The organism is Salipiger sp. ABN3_019, assembly GCF_056158605.1.
Genome location: NZ_JBSWTP010000009.1, coordinates 974,035 through 993,975, shown reverse-complemented (window position 1 = coordinate 993,975; position 19,941 = coordinate 974,035). Strand labels below are relative to the sequence as shown.

Sequence of the window (19,941 nt, the reverse complement as noted above, 5' to 3'; positions counted from 1 at the left end):
TTGCATCATGGCCGACGGAAGCCTGCGCTTCGAAGTGACGAAGATGACCTGCGGCGGCTGCGCGGGACGCGCGCAGAAGGCGCTGGCCGGGGTCGAGGGCGTCACCGACGCCTCGGTGAACCTCGCAACCAAGATGGCGCATGTGGAAGGTAGCGCCGGGGTGCCCGCGCTGCGCGCGGCGCTGGACAAGGCGGGCTACCCTGCCGGCGAGTCGACCATGCGCCTCGGCATCGAGGGCATGAGCTGCGCCTCCTGCGCGGGCCGTGTCGAGCGGGCGCTGGCCGATGTGCCCGGCGTGCTCTCGGCGAACGTGAACCTCGCCAGCGAGACCGCCGAGGTGAAGCTGCTGAGCGGCTCTGCCGAGGCCCCGGCGCTGATCCACGCGGTCGAAGGCGCGGGCTATAAGGCCAGCCTCGCCAGCGACGACAGCGCCGAGCAGGAAGCCCGCAAGAGTGCCGAGCAAACGGCGCTGAAGCGCGACCTGATCGTTGCCGCCGTGCTGACCGCGCCGGTGTTCATTCTGGAAATGGGCGGCCATTTCATCCCCGGTTTTCACGAGCTGATCGCCGGGACCATCGGAATGACCACCTCTTGGCTGATCCAGTTCGTTCTGGTCACCACGGTGCTGGTCTGGCCGGGGCGGCGGTTCTACCAGATCGGCCTGCCGCTGCTGCTCAAGGGCGCGCCGGACATGAACTCACTGGTGGCGCTCGGCACATTGGCGGCCTGGCTCTACTCCACCGTCGCGCTGTTCCTGCCCGGGCTACTGCCCGAGGGCACGCGGGCGGTCTATTTCGAGGCGGCGGGCGTGATCGTCACGCTGATCCTGCTGGGCCGCTTCCTGGAGGCGCGCGCCAAGGGCCGCACCGGGGCGGCGATTAAGCGGCTGGTCGGGCTGAAACCCTCGACCGCGCGTGTCGAGCGGGAAGGCGAGATCACCGAACTGCCCATCGCCGAGGTGGTGCAGGGCGATGTGCTGCACGTCCGTCCGGGCGAGCGCATTGCCGTCGATGGCGAGGTGCTGACCGGGCGCTCTTATGTCGATGAGAGCATGATCACTGGCGAGCCGGTGCCGGTGGAGAAATCGGAAGGCGCCACCGTGGTTGGCGGTACGGTCAATGGCGCGGGCGCGCTCAGCTTCCGGGCCACCGCGGTGGGCGCCGACACTATGCTGGCGCGGATCATCGCCATGGTCGAAGAGGCGCAGGGCGCCAAGCTGCCGATCCAAGCGCTCGCCGACAAGGTGGTGATCTGGTTCGTCCCCGCCGTCATGGCCGCCGCCGCGCTCACCTTCCTTGCGTGGCTGATCTTCGGCCCCTCCCCTGCCCTGACCTACGCGCTCGTGGCCGGGGTCTCGGTGCTGATCGTCGCTTGCCCCTGCGCCATGGGGCTCGCCACGCCGACCTCGATCATGGTCGGCACCGGGCGGGCCGCCGAGCTGGGCGTGCTCTTCCGCAAGGGCGACGCGCTGCAGCGGCTGGAAAGCGTCGGCATCGTCGCCTTCGACAAGACCGGCACGCTGACCGAGGGGCGGCCCGAACTGGTGCGCACCTCCGTCGCTCCGGGTTTCGACGAGCATGAAGTGCTGCGCCTTGCCGCCAGCGCCGAGCAAAGCTCGGAGCACCCGATCGCGCGGGCGCTGGAGCGCGCCGCCGAGGGCACCCTGCCACAGGCCGAAGAGGTCGAGGCCATCGCCGGCCACGGCCTCAGTGCCCGCGTCGAGGGACGGCGTGTGCTGGTCGGCGCCGCCCGGCTGATGGCGCGCGAGGGGATCGACCTTGGCGCGCTGAGCGCCGCGCACGACGAGATCGCCGGGGCCGGGCAAACGCCGGTGCTGGTCGCCGTCGACGGGCAGGTCGCCGGAGCGCTGGCCGTGGCCGACAAGGTCAAACCCGGTGCCAAGGCCGCCATCGCCAAGCTGCACGACATGGGGCTGAAGACCGCGATGATCACCGGCGACACCCGTGCCACGGCGCAGGCCATCGCCGCCGAGCTGGGCATCGACCATGTGGAGGCCGAGGTGCTGCCCGAGGGCAAGCGCGACGCGGTGCGAGCGCTACGCGACGCGCATGGCGCTGTGGGCTTCGTCGGCGATGGCATCAACGACGCCCCGGCGCTGGCCGAGGCCGAGGTCGGCCTCGCCATGGGCACCGGCACCGATGTCGCCATCGAAAGCGCCGATGTGGTGCTTGTCTCGGGCGACACGCGGGGCGTTGTCGAGGCCGTGCACCTGAGCCGCGCCGTGCTGCGCAACATCCGTCAGAACCTCTTCTGGGCCTTCGGCTACAACGTGGCGCTGATCCCGGTGGCGGCTGGGGTCTTTTACCCGGCCTTCGGCACGCTGCTTTCGCCGATGCTGGCGGCGGGCGCGATGGCGCTGTCGTCGGTCTTTGTCCTAAGCAACGCGCTGCGTCTGCGCAGGCTCGCCCCGGCCATGGCGCAGGAGCGTGCCGCGCGCCCGGCGCAGTCTGCCGCACCGCAGGAGGCCGAGGCATGAATATCGGAGATGTCGCCACCCGCGCCGGGCTGCCGCCCAAGACCATCCGTTATTACGAGGATATCGGCCTCGTGACGCCGCACCGGGGCGCCAACGGCTACCGTGCGTTCACCGAGCAGGACGTGCACAAGCTGGCCTTCCTCGCCCGCGCGCGGACGTTGGGTTTTACCATCGAAGACTGCCGCGCGCTGCTGGCGCTCTACGAAGACGAAAGCCGCGCAAGCGCCGAGGTGAAGCATATCGCCGAGGACCATCTGGCGCAGATCGACGAGAAGCTGGCGCAGTTGCAGCAGATGCGCGACACGCTGGCGCATCTCGTCCACGCCTGCCACGGCGACGACCGCCCCGATTGCCCGATCCTCAGCGATCTGGCCTCAGAGCCCTGCAAAGCACCGTCCGAGCCCTAGGGCGCTTGGGTCTCAAGCTCGAGCAGCGCCCGGCGGGTCGCCTGCCAAACCGGCATCACCGCGTCGAGGCTGCCGGGCGGCAGCGTCTCACTCGACCGGGCGCGCTCTTCCTCGACGCGCAAGGCGGCGTGCAGGGCACTGGCACCAAACACCGCGGCGGATCCCGCGATCCGGTGGACCTTCTCGGCATAGCGCGTCGGGTCGATCCCGGCGCGCATTTCCTTTGCCAGTTCGCGCAGACCGTCTTCGGTCTCGGACACGAAACGGTCGCGCAGCGAGGCGAAAAGCTCTGCCCCCAACGTCGTCGCCGCGGCGTCGAGCGCCACGTCGTCCAGCACCGGGGTGTCCTGCGGATCCATATCCGCCGCACTCTGTGCCTCGGGGAGCGGAGCAGCAACCGGGGCGATCCCCGCAATCGCTTCGGTCAGCGCCCGCCATGTGATCGGCTTGGTAAGGGTCACTTTCATGCCCGCCTCGCGGAAGCGCGCGATATCGGCGGGCAGCGCATGGGCGGTGAGCGCGACGATGGGCGTTTCGGCGTTCGGCCCGCCCCCGGCGCGCAGACGGCGCGTGGTTTCGACACCATCAAGGCCGGGCATCGAGATATCCATCAGCACAAGGTCAAAGGCCTCTTCCGCCGCGATCTTCAGCCCCTCCGCGCCGTCGCGTGCCTCGATCACCGTATGCCCCATCTTGCGCAGCATGGCGTTCGCCACGAGGCGGTTCACCGGATTGTCCTCGACCACGAGGATGCGTGAAGGGGCCATCTGAGGGTTCTGCACCGGGGCTGGCGGCAGCGCCTGAAGTGGCGCACGTTCGGCAGGCAGCGCAACGCTGAAGCGCGTGCCCATCCCCGGCGTGCTTTCGACCGAGACCTCGCCGCCCATCGCATTGACCAGCCGCCGGACGATCCCCAGCCCCAGCCCGGTGCCCTCTGCCGCGCGCATGTAAGAGGAGTTGAGCGTCACGAAATCCTCAAAGATGCGCTCCTGCTGGTCCTCGGCGATGCCGATGCCATTGTCCGCCACCTCGAAATTCAGCGTGCCGGTCCGGTCGGGACAATCCAGCGTGAGGTGAATTTCGCCATTCTCGGTGAATTTGATCGCATTGCCCATGAGGTTGACCAGCACCTGTCTCAGGCGCGTCGGGTCCCCCATCATCAGCGGGCAGCCCCCTTCGGGCAGCGAGACCTGCAGCATGTTGCCGCGCGCCGCCGCCGTGGGCCGCAGCACGTCCACCACTTCCCGCGCAAGCTCCACCGGATCGAAGGGGGCGCGGGCAAAGCTGAAACGCCCGGTCTCCAGCCGCGTATGGTCGAGCACGTCGTTCACATGCTGCAAAAGCACATCCCCGGCACGGCGCAGGATCTGCAGATATTCGCGCTGGTCACGGTTCAGTTCCGTTTCGGTCAGCAGTTCCAGCGCACCGATCATACCGTTCAGCGGCGTGCGCATTTCGTGGCTCATGATGGCGATGAAATGCGCCTTGGCCTTTTCGCCCTCAACCGCCTTGTCGCGCGCCTCGACCAGTTCTTCCTCGGCGCTGATGTCGCGGGTGATGTCGCGGAAATAGACCGCGCGCAGCATGTCGCCCTCATGTTCCGTCTCGGTCACCGAAAGCTCCATCGGGTAGCGCGTGCCATCGGCGCGCAGCCCCTCGCAGCGCACCCGGCCTCTCCCGGCATGTCTCGAAAGGGTCAGATCACGCGCCTCCGGGCTGCCGGGCGGGAACAGCAGTTCGGAGGCCGGACGGCCCAGCGTCAGATCGCGGCCATGGCCGGAAATGCATTCCGCCGCACCGTTGAACTGCAGGATCCGCCCCGCGCCATCGGTCACCACGATCCCGTCAAGCGCCGTCGAGACCACCGCTTCGAGCCGGTGATTGGCGCGGGCCCGGCGCTGCGCCTGATCGCGGGCCACATGCATCAGCTGCCAGAGCGCCACCACGCCGAGCGCAAGCGCCAGCACGAGGATCAGCGCCATTCCCGAAAGCCGCACCAGAGAGTTCATCACCCTGCGCCGCTGGGTGTCGGAGGCCGCCGAGAACGCCCGTACCCCCGACAGAGAGACCTCGCGGATCGCCAGCCGCACCGGCTCTGCTTGCTCACGCAGCTCCGGCAGCGCCGCCAGCAGGTCTTCCTCGGGGCCGTCGATCAGCGGCACGGTGTCTTGCAGAAACTCGCGCACGGTGCGCATCGGCCCTTCTGCGGTGGGCGTGTTGACGATATCGGCGTAGAGCGCGCCGCGAGAAATCGTCTGGTATCGGCTGTAAAAAATGTCGAACGCCAGCCGCAGCGCCTCTGGGTCGGTATAGCCTTCGGGCTTATCAAGCTCGGCCTGCAGGCTGCCGAACTCCACCTCCATCTGCGCCAGAGACCACTGGCCGTTGTCCGAGTTGGCCGTGGCGAGCCCTTGAATCTGCCGCGCCGCGTCCACCGTCAGCAGCACCAGCGCGGCAAGGCACAGCACGATGAAAGGCGCGCTCAGCGCCGCCCAGCGTTTCCGGTTCGGCAGGCTGCTGCCGGAAGAAGGGTCGCTCGCGTCGCTCACGGTTCGATTTCGATCCTTCGCAATTGCCAGATGCTGCGAGAGAAGATGATCTCGCTACGATACTCGGGATTGTCGTCATAAGGGTAGACCACCCAGAGCGGCCCCTTGTCGCGTACGCTCATCGGCTTGCCGTTGCGGGCCCATGCGATGATCGGCCCATCGGGTTCGGCATCGCTGACCGGGATCTCGACCCAATACTCGTTGATCGCCACGGCACGGAGACTGCCCTCTTCGACCCCAAGCGCATCAAGCAGCCGGTGCAGCGAAACACCGGTGAAGGTCTGCTCTCCCTCGGTCCAAATCGTCTCGGTGGTGAAGCTGGTCTCGCCAAGTGCCTCGAGCATGGGCAGATCGAAGGACGCCCCCTCGGGCACGTTTCTGACTGACAGAGGCCCACCTACGGTCAAAAGCACCGGGCCGCTTGGTGTGCGCAGCGTTTGCGCCCAAGCGGTCGAGCCGGAAAAAGCCCCGAAAAACAGGCAAACGAACATCAAAACCACCCAGCGGCACATCAGTGGCCAACCTCCTTGCGAACTTCGTTGCCGGTCAATATCATACGTCGCTGTTACCCAAGCGCAAAGACGTACCAGATTGCCAGTGCCCAAACTAGTTTTCGAAACTAAGCGGTAAGAATTTTGCGCCAGAACTTGCTTGCTGCAAGCAGAGGTCTTGGCAGGAGGACACATGCGTATTCTGGTCGCTGATGACCACGATCTCGTCCGCGAGACGATCGCCGCCTTCCTCCGCTCGGAAGGTATCGACGAGGTGTTCACCGCCGCAACGCTGGACGAGGCGATCGCGCTGGTCGAGCGTGGGCTGGCCTTCGATCTGATCCTGCTCGATTACAACATGCCCGGCATGGCTGGTCTTTCGGGCCTCGACCGGATGCGCGACGTCTGCGGCGGCGTGCCCGTCGCCCTGCTCTCGGGCACCGCAACCGCCGATATCGCTCAGGCCGCGATCCGCTCGGGCGCCGCCGGGTTCATTCCCAAGACCCTGCCGTCCAAAACCATCGTCAGCGCCGCGCAGGTGATGGCGGCGGGCGAGATCTTTGCCCCCTACAGCTTCATGACGCAGGCCCCCGACGGCAAGGCCGCCGAACTGACCCCGCGCGAACGCGAGGTGTTGCGCGGGCTCTGCGAGGGCAAATCCAACAAGGAAATCGCCCGCGACCTCGATCTGCAGGAAGTGACGATCAAGCTGCATGTGAAGACGCTCAGCCGTAAGCTGGAGGCGCGCAACCGCACCCATGCAGCGATGATCGCCAAAGAGCTGAACCTGGCCTGAGCGGCGCGCTGGGGGGCTCTGCGCCCTAGACCCGCGCCCTAAATCCAGCCGCCCTAAATCCAGCGCAGGCGGCGCAGGATCAGCAGTTGCAGCCCCACCACCACCGCCAGACCGCCGCAGAACATCCAGAAGGCCATGGGCTCTCCCGCGCCCGGCATCCCGGCGACGTTGATCCCAAAGAGCCCCGTGAGAAAGCCCAGCGGCAGGAACAGCGCCGACAGCACCGACAGCATATACATGTTGCGATTGAGCCGGTCCGACAGTTGCCCGGCCAGTTCATCGCGCACAAGCGCCATCCGCTCGCGCATCGCATCCGCGTCTTCGACCACACGCTCGATCGCGTCCAGTTCCTCTTCCATCTGGCGCAGGTCGTCGGCTTCTAGCCAATTGGGATGGCTGGTTTGCAGCACCTTCAGCGCGTCGCGCTGCGGCAGCAGGTAACGGCGCAGGATGATCGCACGGCGGCGCAATTCGACCAGTTGCTGGCGCATGGCGTCATGGGTCTCTTCCAGCACATCCTCTTCAAGCTGGTCGGCCTCCTCTTCGATGCCGCGCCAGAAAGATTCGATCCGGTAGGTCAGGCGCTCGACCAGCAGCGACAGAAATTCCGCGCAATCCTTCGGTCCGCCCCCAAGCTCGAGCGCATGTGCAATATCGTCCACCGCCCTCACCTTCCGCCGCGACAGGCTGACGATGCGCTGCTGGTCGATCCAGAGGCGGATCGAGACCATGTCTTCGGGGTCGTCGCCCTCGATCGTGTTGATCCCGCGCAGGATGACGATCAACCCGTCGCCAATCCGCGTGATGCGCGGCCGGGTCTCTTCGGCGACCAGCGCGTCGATGATCGTCGGATCGAGATACGACAAATTCTCGACGATCCATCCCGGAGCATCCGCGTGTGAGGCTTTGAGATGAACCCAGCCCAAAGTCTCGCTGCGCAGCACCTCGGGGGCCTCAGCGGGCGTTAATCTGCGCCCCGCGTTCGGCCCGTCGAGGACGAATCCGGTTTCGATAAGATCTGCGGGGCGCGGCACAAGGTTTTGCATGGCGAAAAGGTACATTGGCCGCCGCAAAGGGCAAGTCCCGCCAGGTCATGAAATGTTACTTAAATTTCATGCAGTTGTCGCGTCACCGCCACCTTCCCCGCGCATCTGTTCATTTTCGCACAGCATCTGGTTCTTTTTTGGAAACCCCGGGGTTTTCGAACTCATCTTCACGAAAATGGACAGACTAAAACTAAACCCGGCAGTTCAATTGCTCCTATTTTGTGCAGTTTATGAACTCATTGGGATTTGCGTGCTCACTTTCAAGTGCACGCTTTCGCGATCCGCTGTGAGCGCTCCCGTGATTTGCTAAATGGCCGTGGAATAACGATTTATCACTCATCCCGAAACGAAACGGGACGCGGCGACGCCTGACGCCACCGCTGATCCAGGAGTAAAAAGGAACGTCGTTATGAAAACTCTTATCGCATCCGCCCTCGTTGCAACCGCAGCTCTGACCGGCGCCGCTTCGGCTGCTACCGCTACCGCAGCTCCCGCACAGAAAGAGCTGCAGCAGCTCGTGCCCGGCACCAACCTGTCCGGCCTGACCGACGCCGAGCTCATCTCGGTTGTGCAAACCGTGGATGACCTCGACAACGCCTCGCAGAAAGCAGCCGTCGCAAAGGCACTGATCGAGACGCTGAATTGATCGCCTGCCACGCCCGTCGCGGCGTGAGCTCGCCGACCAGACGGATGGGCCAGCCGCTCTGACCGGCCCGTCCGCCAAGCCCCCCGCGCCCAAACGCGCATCAAAGCACAATGGCATCGCAGAATGCCCGCTTCAAAGTTACGGAAGGAACCTCCCATGAAAACGCTTATCGCATCCACTCTCATCGCCACCGCAGCCCTCACCGGCGTCGCCTCCGCAGCCCCCTCCGCCGCCGCAAACGCCGCGCGCGTGATCGAGGCGAACGTGCCGAACGCCGACCTCTCGGGCCTGAGCGACCAGCAGATCGTCGCCGTGGCGCACACGCTGCAGCAGACCGAAGGCGCAGCCAAGAAAATCGGCGTGACCGAAGCGCTGATCCAGTCGCTGAACTAAGCTCCGCCGGTCGCGGCCTGAAGGCCGCGCCAGCACAGCTTCACAGCACCAGACGCAACGCGCCCCCGCAGAGCCCTGCGGGGGCGCAGTTGTGTTTGAGGCCTATCAGTCCGGCGACGATGCGGCCTGCGCCCTCTGCCGCCCGCAGCGCTCCCCCACGAAGGCGGCCTGGCACATCCCTTCACCAACGAAAAAGGGCCGCCCTGGGGCGACCCTTTCCCGATCTGCTACCCGGCGTAGCTGCCGGGCGCGCATGCATCACTCGAGGATTTTCGAGACGACGCCCGAACCCACGGTCCGGCCACCTTCACGGATGGCGAAACGCAGGCCGTCTTCCATCGCGATCGGTGCGATCAGTTCGACGGTGAACTTCAGGTTGTCGCCCGGCATGACCATCTCGGTGCCCTCGGGGAGGGTCACGGTGCCGGTCACGTCGGTGGTGCGGAAGTAGAACTGCGGACGGTAGTTCGCGAAGAACGGCGTGTGACGGCCACCTTCTTCCTTGGTCAGGATGTAGACCTCACACTCGAACTTGGTGTGCGGCTTCACCGAACCCGGCTTACACAGAACCTGACCACGCTCAACGCCTTCACGGTCGATGCCGCGCAGCAGGGCGCCGATGTTGTCGCCTGCTTCACCGCGGTCGAGCAGCTTGCGGAACATTTCCACACCGGTGCAGGTGGTCTTCTTGGTGTCGCGGATGCCGACGATTTCCAGTTCGTCGCCGACGTTCACAACGCCACGCTCCACACGGCCGGTCACAACGGTGCCGCGGCCCGAGATCGAGAACACGTCTTCGATCGGCATCAGGAACGGCTGGTCAACGGCACGCTCCGGCTGCGGGATGTACTCGTCCACAGCAGCCATCAGTTCCTTGATCTTCTCTTCGCCGATTTCCGGATCGCGGCCTTCCATTGCGGCCAGAGCCGAGCCTGCGATGATCGGAATGTCGTCGCCCGGGAAGTCGTACTCGGACAGCAGCTCGCGGACTTCCATTTCCACCAGCTCGAGCAGTTCCGGATCGTCCACCTGGTCGACCTTGTTCAGGAACACGACCATGGCGGGGATACCCACCTGGCGGCCCAGAAGGATGTGCTCGCGGGTCTGCGGCATCGGGCCGTCAGCTGCGTTCACAACCAGGATCGCGCCGTCCATCTGCGCCGCGCCGGTGATCATGTTCTTCACGTAGTCGGCGTGACCAGGGCAGTCCACGTGTGCGTAGTGGCGTGCTTCGGTCTCGTATTCCACGTGCGCGGTCGAGATCGTGATGCCGCGTGCTTTTTCTTCCGGCGCGCCGTCGATCTGGTCGTACGCACGGAAGTCACCGAAGTATTTGGTGATCGCTGCGGTCAGCGTGGTTTTGCCGTGGTCAACGTGACCGATCGTGCCGATGTTGCAGTGCGGTTTGCCGCGCTCAAACTTTTCCTTTGCCATGATGGCCTCCTTGGTCGGTGGCGGTGCGTGCGTGCACGCACCCTACTTGGGTAGGGTGCGGGGCCGAGCCCCGCACCGCTGCTTATGCGTATTTCGCCTGGATCTCGTCCGAGATGTTCTGCGGAACCGGATCGTAGTGGTCGAACTGCATCGTGAACTGCGCGCGGCCCGAGGACATCGAGCGCAGGGTGTTGATGTAGCCGAACATGTTGGCCAGCGGCACGAAGGCCTGAACTGCGACGGCGTTGCCGCGCGGCTCCTGACCCGACACCTGACCACGGCGGGAGGTGAGGTCACCGATGATCGAACCGGTGTACTCTTCCGGCGTGATCACTTCGACCTTCATCATCGGCTCGAGCAGCTTCGCGCCAGCCTTGCGCAGACCTTCGCGCATTGCCATCCGCGACGCGATTTCGAAGGCCAGAACCGAGGAGTCCACGTCGTGGAACTTACCGTCGATCAGCGCGACCTTGAAGTCGATCACCGGGAAGCCTGCCAGCGGACCGGAGTCCATGACCGACTTGATGCCCTTTTCGACGCCCGGGATGTATTCCTTCGGAACAGCACCGCCGACGATCTTGCTCTCGAACGAGTAGCCTTCGCCCGCTTCGGTTGGGCTGATGACCAGCTTGACCTCTGCGAACTGACCCGAACCACCCGACTGTTTCTTGTGGGTGTAGGTGTGCTCGATCTCGTGACCGATGGTCTCGCGGTAAGCCACCTGCGGCGCACCGATGTTCGCCTCAACCTTGAACTCGCGCTTCAGACGGTCAACGAGGATGTCCAGGTGAAGTTCGCCCATGCCCTTCATGATGGTCTGACCGAACTCGAGGTCGGTCTCCACGCGGAAGGAGGGGTCTTCTGCGGCCAGACGGGCCAGACCCTGGGACATCTTCTCTTGGTCAGCCTTGGTCTTCGGCTCGACCGCGATCTCGATAACGGGATCGGGGAAGGTCATGGTTTCGAGAACGACCTGCTTCTGCGCGTCGCAGAGGGTGTCACCGGTGGTGGTCTCTTTGAGGCCGGCCAGCGCGATGATGTCGCCTGCGAAGGCTTCTTCGATCTCTTCCCGGTTGTTCGAGTGCATCATCATCATACGACCGATGCGCTCTTTCTTACCCTTGGTCGAGTTCATGATCGAATTGCCCTTCTTCATCGTACCGGAGTAGATACGGGTGAAGGTGAGCGAGCCCACGAAGGGGTCGTTCATGATCTTGAACGCGAGGCCCGAGAAGGGCTCTTCGTCCGAAGCACGACGCTCGATGTTCCGGGTCTCGGTCTCGTCATCCGGCGAGAAGCCCATGTACGGCGGAACGTCGAGGGGGCCGGGCAGGAAGTCGACCACAGCGTTGAGCAGGGGCTGAACGCCCTTGTTCTTGAACGCCGAGCCACCCAGAACCGGAACGAAGGACAGCGACAGCGTGCCCTTACGGATCAGGTTCCGCAGGGTGGGAACGTCGGGCTCTTCGCCTTCGAGATAGGCTTCCATCGCCGCATCGTCCTGCTCAACAGCATTCTCGATGAGGTGCGAACGCCACTCGTCTGCCACGTCTTTCAGGTCGTCGCGGATCGGCTGACGCACCCAGGATGCGCCGAGGTCTTCACCCTGCCAGACCCACTCTTCCATGGTCACGAGGTCGACGATGCCTTCGAGCTGGTCTTCTGCACCGATCGGGAAGTTGACGGGGACCGGGGTTGCGCCCGTACGGTCCTTGATCATCTTCACGCAGTTGAAGAAGTCAGCGCCGATCTTGTCCATCTTGTTGACGAACACGATGCGCGGCACCTTGTAGCGGTCAGCCTGACGCCACACGGTCTCGGTCTGCGGTTCCACACCGGCGTTGCCGTCGAGGAGACAGATCGCACCGTCGAGCACGGCCAGCGAACGCTCGACTTCGATGGTGAAGTCAACGTGGCCGGGGGTGTCGATGATGTTGTAGCGGAATTTCGTGTCCGAGGTACCTTCCTCGGTCGGATCTTCCTGCCACTGCCAGAACGTGGTGGTCGCGGCGGACGTGATGGTGATGCCGCGCTCCTGCTCCTGCTCCATCCAGTCCATGGTGGCTGCGCCATCGTGGACTTCGCCGATCTTGTGCGAACGGCCGGTGTAATACAGGATGCGTTCCGTCGTCGTGGTCTTGCCCGCGTCGATGTGGGCCATGATCCCGAAGTTGCGGTAACGCTGGAGGGGATATTCGCGTGCCATGTTGGTTTGCCTTTCCGGAGCTTACCAGCGGTAGTGGCTGAACGCTTTGTTCGCGTCGGCCATCTTATGGGTGTCTTCGCGCTTCTTAACAGCGGAGCCACGCGATTGCACGGCGTCCAGAAGCTCACCCGCGAGACGCTCTTCCATCGTGTTCTCGTTACGCGAACGCGATGCGGCGATCAGCCAGCGGATTGCCAGGGCTTCGCGGCGCTCGGGGCGCACTTCGACGGGAACCTGGTAGGTGGCACCACCAACGCGGCGCGAACGAACTTCGACGGCCGGCTTGATGTTGTCGAGAGCCTCGTGGAACACTTCCACGGGCGCGCGCTTTACCTTGCCTTCAACGCGCTCGAGGGCGTTGTAGACGATGCGCTCTGCGACCGACTTCTTGCCGTCGATCATCAGGTTGTTCATGAATTTGGTCAGAACCCGGTCGCCATACTTGGCGTCGGGCAGGACTTCGCGTTTTTCGGCGGCGTGACGACGAGACATTTATATATCCTCTTACTTCGGACGCTTCGCGCCGTACTTGGAGCGGCGCTGCTTCCGGTCTTTGACGCCCTGGGTGTCGAGGACACCGCGCAGGATGTGATAACGGACACCCGGAAGGTCTTTCACACGGCCGCCGCGGATGAGCACAACAGAGTGCTCCTGCAGGTTGTGCGATTCACCCGGGATGTAGGAGATGACTTCGTAGCCGTTGGTCAGACGCACCTTGGCCACCTTACGCATTGCCGAGTTCGGCTTCTTAGGCGTGGTGGTGTAGACGCGGGTGCAGACGCCGCGCTTCTGCGGGCACTGTTCCAGGTGCTGCGACTTCGAACGTTTGACTTTCGGCTGCCGCGGCTTGCGGATCAGCTGTTGGATCGTGGGCATATGGGTTGTTCCCCGTAATTCTCACATATGTGTGCACGGGGAGCCCCCCATGCGGTTCAAGCAAAAGGCGCCCTACGCGTCCGCAGGTCACCGGTTTTGTCCGTGCCGCAACCGACCCAGAGGGCAGTAACGACAAAATACCGCATACGTCCCCGGACATGGGTGACGTCGCGGTGGGTCTGCAGAGGATCGGGGCCTGTGACGCCGATCTTGACCACGCTAGTTCTGTAGAATGCGGCGGACGCACTTGGGCCTACCACCGGATTGAGGCGCGTATAGGGGGAGTCGCCCGGCTTGTCAACACGACCCGCCGCTTGTCAGCCGGTGGCGGCGATGCCAAGCATATGCGGGACACCCAAGAGGAGCCATTCGCCCATGCAGATCATCGGCCTGTGCCGTTTTTCCTACCCCGCCGAGGGCGGCTTTCAGGTCGAACATGACAGCATCGAGGCCCGCACCGCCTATCTCTACGCGCCCGCGCGGATGGAGGAAAGACTGCGCCATTTCGAATGCATCTGCCTGCCCGGGCTGAAGGCGCAGAGCGATGGCGACTTCACCTTCCTCATATTGGTCGGCGAGGCGATGCCCGCGATCTACCTCGAACGGCTGCGCGCGCTCATCGCCGATTTTCCGCAGGCCCGCATCGTCTCTCGTCCGCCCGGTCCGCACCGGCAGGTGTGTCAGCAGGTGATCAACGCGGCGCGGGACATGAGCCAGCCCTGCCTCGAGTTCCGCCATGACGACGATGACGCGGTCGCCGTGAATTTCGTCGAAGGGCTGCGCGCCGCCGCCCTCGACATCTCTGCCCTGCGCGCACGCCACCGCCTTGTCGCGCTCGATTGGAACCGAGGCTATGTCGCCCGCCCCGACGCCGAAGGCCTCTGCGCCGAGCCCTGCATGACCCCTTTCTGGGGGGTGGCGCAGGCGGTCGCCGTGGCGCCGGGCGTGCGGCAGAGCATCATGAACTTCGGCCACCAAAAGCTGATCCAGTTCATGCCGACGCTCAGCTTCACCGACAGCCCGATGTATCTGCGCGGGCACAATGATCACAACAACTCGCGGCAAAAGAAACACGTGAAACCGGTCGATCTGCCGCGGCTCGATGCCCAAGGCGAAGCCGAGATCAAACGCCGCTTCGCCGTCGACTGCGATCACATCCGCCGCGTCTTCGCCTGAGCGCCCCGCCCTGCCCCACGCAGCTGGCGCTCACGCCAAAGGGTAAAACTGCCCATCGCCGCGATGACCGCCGCCCCCATTAGGGTGAGCGGCGCGGGCACTTCGCCCCAGACCACCAGCCCCAGCAGCAGCGCCCATATGAGCCCGGTGTAGCGGAACGGCGCGATGAACCCCACGTCGCCCACGCGCATCGCCATCACGCTCAGCGTGTAGCCCGCGACGATGAGCACGCTGGTCCCCAGCATCAGCAACGACAGCCGGCCGTCCAGCGGCTGCCAGTCCTCGCCCAGAGACCAGAGGCCCGCAAGCAGCAGCACCGACATGGCCGACGACAGGGTGACCTGCATCGAAGGCACTGAGGGCGACAGGCGCCGCGTGGCCAGATCGCGCAGCGTGACCGAGCCGACCGCCGCCAGCGCCAGCAGGGAATAGGCGTTAAACCCTTCGGTGCCGGGCCGGACGATCAGCAGCATCCCCAGAAAGCCGCCCGCGATCGCCAGCCAGCGACGCCAGCCAACCGGCTCGGAAAAGAACACCGCGCTGCCCAGGGTCACCGTCAGCGGCACCATCTGCAAAAGCGCCGTGGCATTGGCCAAGGGCATGTTGCGCAAGGCAGTCAGGAAAAAATAGGCCGAGCCGCATTCGGCCACCCCGCGCAGCGCCATCAGGGCAGCGTCGCGCCGGCCCGGACGGTAGCGGAAAGCCCCGAGGCGAACGGCAAGCAGCGCGATGCAAAGGCTCGCGACGATCCCGCGCAGCACCAGAACCTGTGACAGCGGCAGGGCCGAGCCGATGGCTTTCACGCAGGCGTCGCTGAAGGTGAAGGCGGCCATATTCCCGATCATCAGGAGCACGCCGCGGCTGTTGTCCGAAAGGCTCTTCATGCGCCCTGCGCTAGCACCGCCGCCGCGCCGCCACCACGAGGAAACGATACTGCGCACGAAAACATCCGCCGCCGTGTCTTCTTCTCTTTGAAAATACGCCGGGGGTGAGCCGCGCAGCGGCGAGGGGGCAGCGCCCCCTCCCCTGCCCCTTAGCACCACCAGAGCACAAAAAAGCCCCCGCGCCGAGGCGCGGGGGCCGATCTTGTCCGGACCTTTCGGCCGCTGCGATTACTCGCGGCTTTCCGGCGTGTCCACGACCAGCGTGTCGAACTCGTCGCCACCGATCACGTCGCTCTCCGCCGAGGCTTCGGGCGCGGCCAGCAGCGCGGCCTGTTCGGCCTCGTCGCGGCGCACTTCGATCACCTTGTTGTCGCGCTCCGTCGCGATGCGACGCACCCGCTGGGTCGCGCCACCGGTGCCCGCCGGGATCAGGCGGCCCACGATGACGTTCTCCTTGAGGCCGACCAGCTTGTCCTTCTTGCCCTGCACCGAAGCCTCGGTGAGGACGCGGGTGGTCTCCTGGAAGGAGGCCGCCGAGATGAACGAACGGGTCTGCAGCGACGCTTTGGTGATGCCGAGCAGGATGGGCTCGCCCGTCGCCGGACGGCCGCCCTTCTTCTCGATCTTCTCGTTGGCCGCGTCGAACTCCGCCTTGTCCACATGCTCGCCTTTGAGCAGCGTGGTGTCGCCGGAGTCGTGGATTTCCCACTTCTGCAGCATCTGACGGACGATGACCTCGACGTGCTTGTCGTTGATCTTCACGCCCTGCAGTCGATAGACGTCCTGGACTTCGTCGATCATGTAGTTCGCCAGAGCCTCGACACCCATGATGGCCAGGATGTCATGCGGCGCCGGGTTGCCGTCCATGATGTAGTCGCCCTTCTGGACGTAATCGCCCTCGACCACCGGAATGTGCTTGCCCTTGGGGATCATGTATTCCTTGGGCTCCAGCGTGTCGTCGACCGGGTCGATCGCGATGCGGCGCTTGTTCTTGTAGTCCTTGCCAAAGCGCACATAGCCGTCGATCTCGGCGATGATGGCGTGGTCCTTCGGACGACGCGCTTCGAAGAGTTCGGCCACACGCGGCAGACCACCGGTAATGTCCTTCGTCTTCGCGCCTTCACGCGGGATACGCGCCAGAACGTCACCGGCCTTGATCTCCTGCCCGTCTTCGCACGACAGGATCGCGTCGACCGACATCGGGTAGGTGATCGGGTTGCCAGCCGCGTTGCGGACGGGCTCGCCATCGGCATCCATCAGGATGATTTCCGGCTTGAGCTCGTTGCCCTTCGGTGCCGCACGCCAGTCGATCACGATCTTCTGGGTCATGCCGGTGGCATCGTCGGTCTCGTCGCGCACGGCCACACCATTGGTGAGGTCCACATGCTTGGCGACACCGTCGGCCTCCGCCAGGATCGGCAGGGTGTAGGGGTCCCACTCGAACAGCTTGTCGCCGCGGGCGACCTTCTGGCCTTCCTTGACGAACAGCTTGGTGCCGTAGCCGAGCTTGTGGCTCGCACGTTCCTTGCCGTCCTCACCCATGATCCGCAGCTTCATGTTGCGGCCCATGATGAGCGTCTCGCCGATGGAATTCTCGAGGGTCGAGGCGTTCTCGAACTCGATGATGCCTTCCTGCGAGGCTTCCTGGAAGGACTGCTGGCCACCCTGAGCAACGCCGCCGATGTGGAAGGTCCGCATCGTCAGCTGCGTGCCCGGTTCACCGATCGACTGCGCGGCGATGATGCCGACAGCTTCACCGGTGTTGACCATGGTGCCGCGTGCGAGGTCACGGCCATAGCACATGGCGCAGACGCCCTCTTCGGCCTCACAGGTCAGCGGCGAGCGGATGCGCGTGGACTGCACGGCCGCCTCGTCGATCACGTCGGCCATACGCTCGTCGATGAGCTGACCGGCACGCACCAGCACTTCGCCGGTAACGGGGTGCGGGATGTCATCCGCAGCCACACGGCCGAGGATACGCTCTGCGAGCGAGGCGACAACCTCACCGTCGTTGACAGCCGCTTCTGCGGTGATCGCGCGGTCGGTGCCACAGTCGTGCGCACGCACGATGCAGTCCTGCGCCACGTCCACCAGACGACGGGTCAGGTAACCCGAGTTTGCCGTCTTCAGAGCGGTATCCGACAGACCCTTACGGGCACCGTGGGTCGAGTTGAAGTACTCGAGAACGGTCAGGCCTTCTTTGAAGTTCGAGATGATCGGGGTCTCGATGATGTCGCCGTTCGGCTTCGCCATCAGGCCGCGCATCCCGCCCAGCTGCTTCATCTGGGTGACCGAGCCACGCGCACCGGAGTGGGCCATCATGTAAACCGAGTTCGGCTCCATTTCCGACCCGTCCTCGGCGCGCTTGTTGGCCGAGATGGTGTTCATCATGGCGTCGGTCACCTTGTCGTTACACTTCGACCAGGCGTCCACCACCTTGTTGTACTTCTCGCCCTGGGTGATCAGACCGTCGAGATACTGCTGCTCGAAGTCCTTCACCTGATCGCGAGTTTCCTCGACCAGTTCCCACTTGTTGTCGGGGATGACCATGTCGTCCTTGCCGAACGAGATGCCGGCACGGAACGCTTCTTTGAAGCCCATCGACATGATCTGGTCACAGAAGATGACCAACTCTTTCTGACCGCAGTAGCGGTAGACGGTGTCGATGACCTTCTGCACGTCTTTCTTACGCAGCAGCGTGTTGACCAGATCGAACGGAGCCTTGGCGTTCATCGGCAGCAGCGCGCCGAGGCGCACGCGGCCCGGGGTCGTCTCATAGCGTTTGACGACCTCGTTGCCCTCTTCGTCGATCTGCTTGACGCGGCATTCGATCTTGGCATGCAGGTGCACCTCACCGGAGGTCAGAGCGTGCTCCACCTCTTCGATGTTCGAGAACTTCATGCCCTCGCCCTTCATGCCTTCGCGCATGATGGTGGTGTAGTACAGGCCAAGGATCATATCCTGCGACGGAACGATGATCGGGCTGCCGTTTGCCGGCGACAGAACGTTGTTCGTCGACATCATCAGCACGCGTGCTTCAAGCTGCGCTTCGAGCGACAGCGGCACGTGAACGGCCATCTGGTCACCGTCGAAGTCAGCGTTGAACGCCGAGCAGACGAGCGGGTGCAGCTGAATGGCCTTGCCTTCGATCAGCTGGGGTTCGAACGCCTGAATGCCCAGACGGTGCAGCGTCGGCGCACGGTTCAGCAGAACCGGGTGCTCGCGGATCACCTCGTCGAGGATGTCCCACACCTCGGGACGCTCTTTCTCGACCAGCTTCTTCGCCTGCTTCACGGTGCTCGACAGGCCTTTGGCCTCGAGGCGCGAGTAGATGAAGGGCTTGAACAGTTCGAGCGCCATCTTCTTCGGCAGGCCACACTGGTGCAGCTTGAGTTCCGGACCGGTCACGATGACCGAACGGCCCGAGAAGTCGACGCGCTTACCCAGAAGGTTCTGACGGAAGCGGCCCTGCTTACCTTTCAGCATGTCCGACAGCGACTTCAGCGGGCGCTTGTTGGCACCGGTGATGACGCGGCCACGACGGCCGTTGTCGAACAGAGCGTCGACGGCTTCCTGCAGCATCCGCTTTTCGTTGCGGACGATGATGTCCGGCGCGCGCAGTTCGATCAGCCGCTTGAGGCGGTTGTTCCGGTTGATCACGCGGCGGTAGAGGTCGTTCAGGTCCGAGGTCGCGAAGCGGCCACCGTCCAGCGGCACCAGCGGGCGCAGCTCGGGCGGGATGACCGGGATCACGGTGAGGATCATCCACTCGGGACGGTTGCCCGACTCGAGGAAGGATTCCACCACCTTCAGACGCTTGATGATCTTCTTGGGCTTGAGCTCGCCGGTCGCTTCCTTGAGGTCGGCGCGCAGCTGCTCGGCCTCGGCTTCGAGGTCGATGGCGGCCAGCATCTCGCGGATCGCTTCGGCACCGATGTTGGCGCTGAACGCGTCGGCGCCGTACTGGTCCTGCGCGTCGAGGAACTCGTCCTCGGTCATCATCTGGCCGTAGGTCAGATCGGTGAGACCGGGCTCGATCACCACGTAGTTTTCGAAGTACAGCACGCGCTCGAGGTCACGCAGCGTCATGTCCAGCATGAGGCCGATGCGCGAGGGCAGCGACTTCAGGAACCAGATGTGCGCGCAGGGGGCTGCGAGCTCGATGTGGCCCATGCGCTCGCGGCGCACTTTCTGCAGGGTCACCTCGACGCCGCATTTTTCGCAGACAACGCCGCGATACTTCATGCGCTTATATTTGCCGCACAGGCATTCGTAGTCCTTGATCGGGCCAAAAATGCGCGCGCAGAACAGGCCGTCACGCTCGGGCTTGAACGTACGGTAGTTGATCGTCTCGGGTTTCTTGATCTCGCCGTAGGACCACGAGAGGATCCGCTCGGGCGACGCCAGCGACACTTTGATCTCGTCGAAGACCTTCGGCGGGGTCAGCGGGTTGAACGGGTTGTTCGTCAGTTCCTGGTTCATGTCGTCTTCCTAAATGACAGGGCTTGGAGAGAGGAGCCGCGCGGGACCGATGCCCCGC

At 64.4% G+C, this 19,941-nt stretch carries 15 protein-coding genes; 6 read left to right on the top strand and 9 right to left on the bottom strand.

Features of this window, described 5'->3' with window-relative positions:
* Window positions 1-7: 7 nt before the first annotated feature.
* Window positions 8-2,497, top strand: coding sequence for a heavy metal translocating P-type ATPase (locus ACXAD2_RS12895; protein WP_475170548.1), 2,490 nt, complete (start codon window positions 8-10; stop codon window positions 2,495-2,497).
* Window positions 2,494-2,904, top strand: a complete 411-nt coding sequence (gene cueR, locus ACXAD2_RS12890) for a Cu(I)-responsive transcriptional regulator (protein WP_066102732.1) — start codon at window positions 2,494-2,496, stop codon at window positions 2,902-2,904. Before ACXAD2_RS12895 ends, cueR begins: the two co-directional genes overlap by 4 nt.
* Here the strand turns inward: cueR and ACXAD2_RS12885 are convergent.
* The gene (locus tag ACXAD2_RS12885; RefSeq protein ID WP_475170544.1) at window positions 2,901-5,453 is read right to left on the bottom strand and encodes a hybrid sensor histidine kinase/response regulator; all 2,553 of its coding nucleotides are present in this window, start codon (window positions 5,451-5,453) and stop codon (window positions 2,901-2,903) included. The genes cueR and ACXAD2_RS12885 overlap by 4 nt on opposite strands.
* On the bottom strand, window positions 5,450-5,944 hold the full coding sequence (locus ACXAD2_RS12880; protein WP_475170542.1) for a putative pterin-binding protein: 495 nt from the start codon (window positions 5,942-5,944) through the stop codon (window positions 5,450-5,452). The genes ACXAD2_RS12885 and ACXAD2_RS12880 overlap by 4 nt, the downstream gene beginning before the upstream one ends.
* A gap of 193 nt (window positions 5,945-6,137) precedes the next feature.
* Here ACXAD2_RS12880 and ACXAD2_RS12875 point away from each other — a divergent pair, with 193 nt between their 5' ends.
* Entirely contained in the window at window positions 6,138-6,740 is a 603-nt protein-coding gene (locus ACXAD2_RS12875; RefSeq protein ID WP_164184442.1) for a response regulator, read from the top strand.
* Between the two features lie 53 nt (window positions 6,741-6,793).
* Here ACXAD2_RS12875 and ACXAD2_RS12870 read toward each other — a convergent pair whose 3' ends face one another.
* Window positions 6,794-7,801: a zinc transporter ZntB gene (locus tag ACXAD2_RS12870; RefSeq protein ID WP_475170537.1), complete on the bottom strand. Its 1,008-nt coding sequence runs from the start codon at window positions 7,799-7,801 to the stop codon at window positions 6,794-6,796.
* Between the two features lie 394 nt (window positions 7,802-8,195).
* Between ACXAD2_RS12870 and ACXAD2_RS12865 the strand changes: the two genes are divergently transcribed.
* Window positions 8,196-8,432: a hypothetical protein gene (locus ACXAD2_RS12865; protein ID WP_224906295.1), complete on the top strand. Its 237-nt coding sequence runs from the start codon at window positions 8,196-8,198 to the stop codon at window positions 8,430-8,432.
* Window positions 8,433-8,588: 156 nt separating this feature from the next.
* On the top strand, window positions 8,589-8,825 hold the full coding sequence (locus tag ACXAD2_RS12860) for a hypothetical protein (protein ID WP_066102743.1): 237 nt from the start codon (window positions 8,589-8,591) through the stop codon (window positions 8,823-8,825).
* 258 nt (window positions 8,826-9,083) lie between these two features.
* Here the strand turns inward: ACXAD2_RS12860 and tuf are convergent, their stop codons facing one another.
* From tuf to rpsL, 4 genes are all read right to left on the bottom strand, one after another.
* Window positions 9,084-10,259, bottom strand: a complete 1,176-nt coding sequence (tuf, locus tag ACXAD2_RS12855) for an elongation factor Tu (protein ID WP_066102746.1) — start codon at window positions 10,257-10,259, stop codon at window positions 9,084-9,086.
* An 82-nt stretch (window positions 10,260-10,341) separates the two neighbouring features.
* A complete protein-coding gene (fusA, locus tag ACXAD2_RS12850) occupies window positions 10,342-12,465 on the bottom strand; it encodes an elongation factor G (protein ID WP_475170535.1) in 2,124 nt (707 codons plus the stop codon).
* A 21-nt stretch (window positions 12,466-12,486) separates the two neighbouring features.
* Window positions 12,487-12,957, bottom strand: coding sequence for a 30S ribosomal protein S7 (rpsG, locus tag ACXAD2_RS12845; RefSeq protein ID WP_066104045.1), 471 nt, complete (start codon window positions 12,955-12,957; stop codon window positions 12,487-12,489).
* A 12-nt stretch (window positions 12,958-12,969) separates the two neighbouring features.
* A complete protein-coding gene (gene rpsL / locus ACXAD2_RS12840) occupies window positions 12,970-13,341 on the bottom strand; it encodes a 30S ribosomal protein S12 (protein WP_005862801.1) in 372 nt (123 codons plus the stop codon).
* Window positions 13,342-13,716: 375 nt separating this feature from the next.
* On the opposite strand from rpsL, the gene ACXAD2_RS12835 reads away from it, so the two are divergent.
* Window positions 13,717-14,517, top strand: coding sequence for a putative rhamnosyl transferase (locus ACXAD2_RS12835; RefSeq protein WP_475170528.1), 801 nt, complete (start codon window positions 13,717-13,719; stop codon window positions 14,515-14,517).
* On the opposite strand, the gene ACXAD2_RS12830 is transcribed toward ACXAD2_RS12835, so the two are convergent.
* Both ACXAD2_RS12830 and rpoC read right to left on the bottom strand, forming a co-directional pair.
* Window positions 14,493-15,401, bottom strand: a complete 909-nt coding sequence (locus ACXAD2_RS12830) for a DMT family transporter (RefSeq protein WP_475170524.1) — start codon at window positions 15,399-15,401, stop codon at window positions 14,493-14,495. The two genes, ACXAD2_RS12835 and ACXAD2_RS12830, sit on opposite strands and share 25 nt — an antisense overlap.
* A gap of 228 nt (window positions 15,402-15,629) precedes the next feature.
* Complete coding sequence (gene rpoC / locus ACXAD2_RS12825) at window positions 15,630-19,883, bottom strand: DNA-directed RNA polymerase subunit beta' (protein WP_475170522.1); 4,254 nt, start codon at window positions 19,881-19,883, stop codon at window positions 15,630-15,632.
* Between the last annotated feature and the right edge of the window lie 58 nt (window positions 19,884-19,941).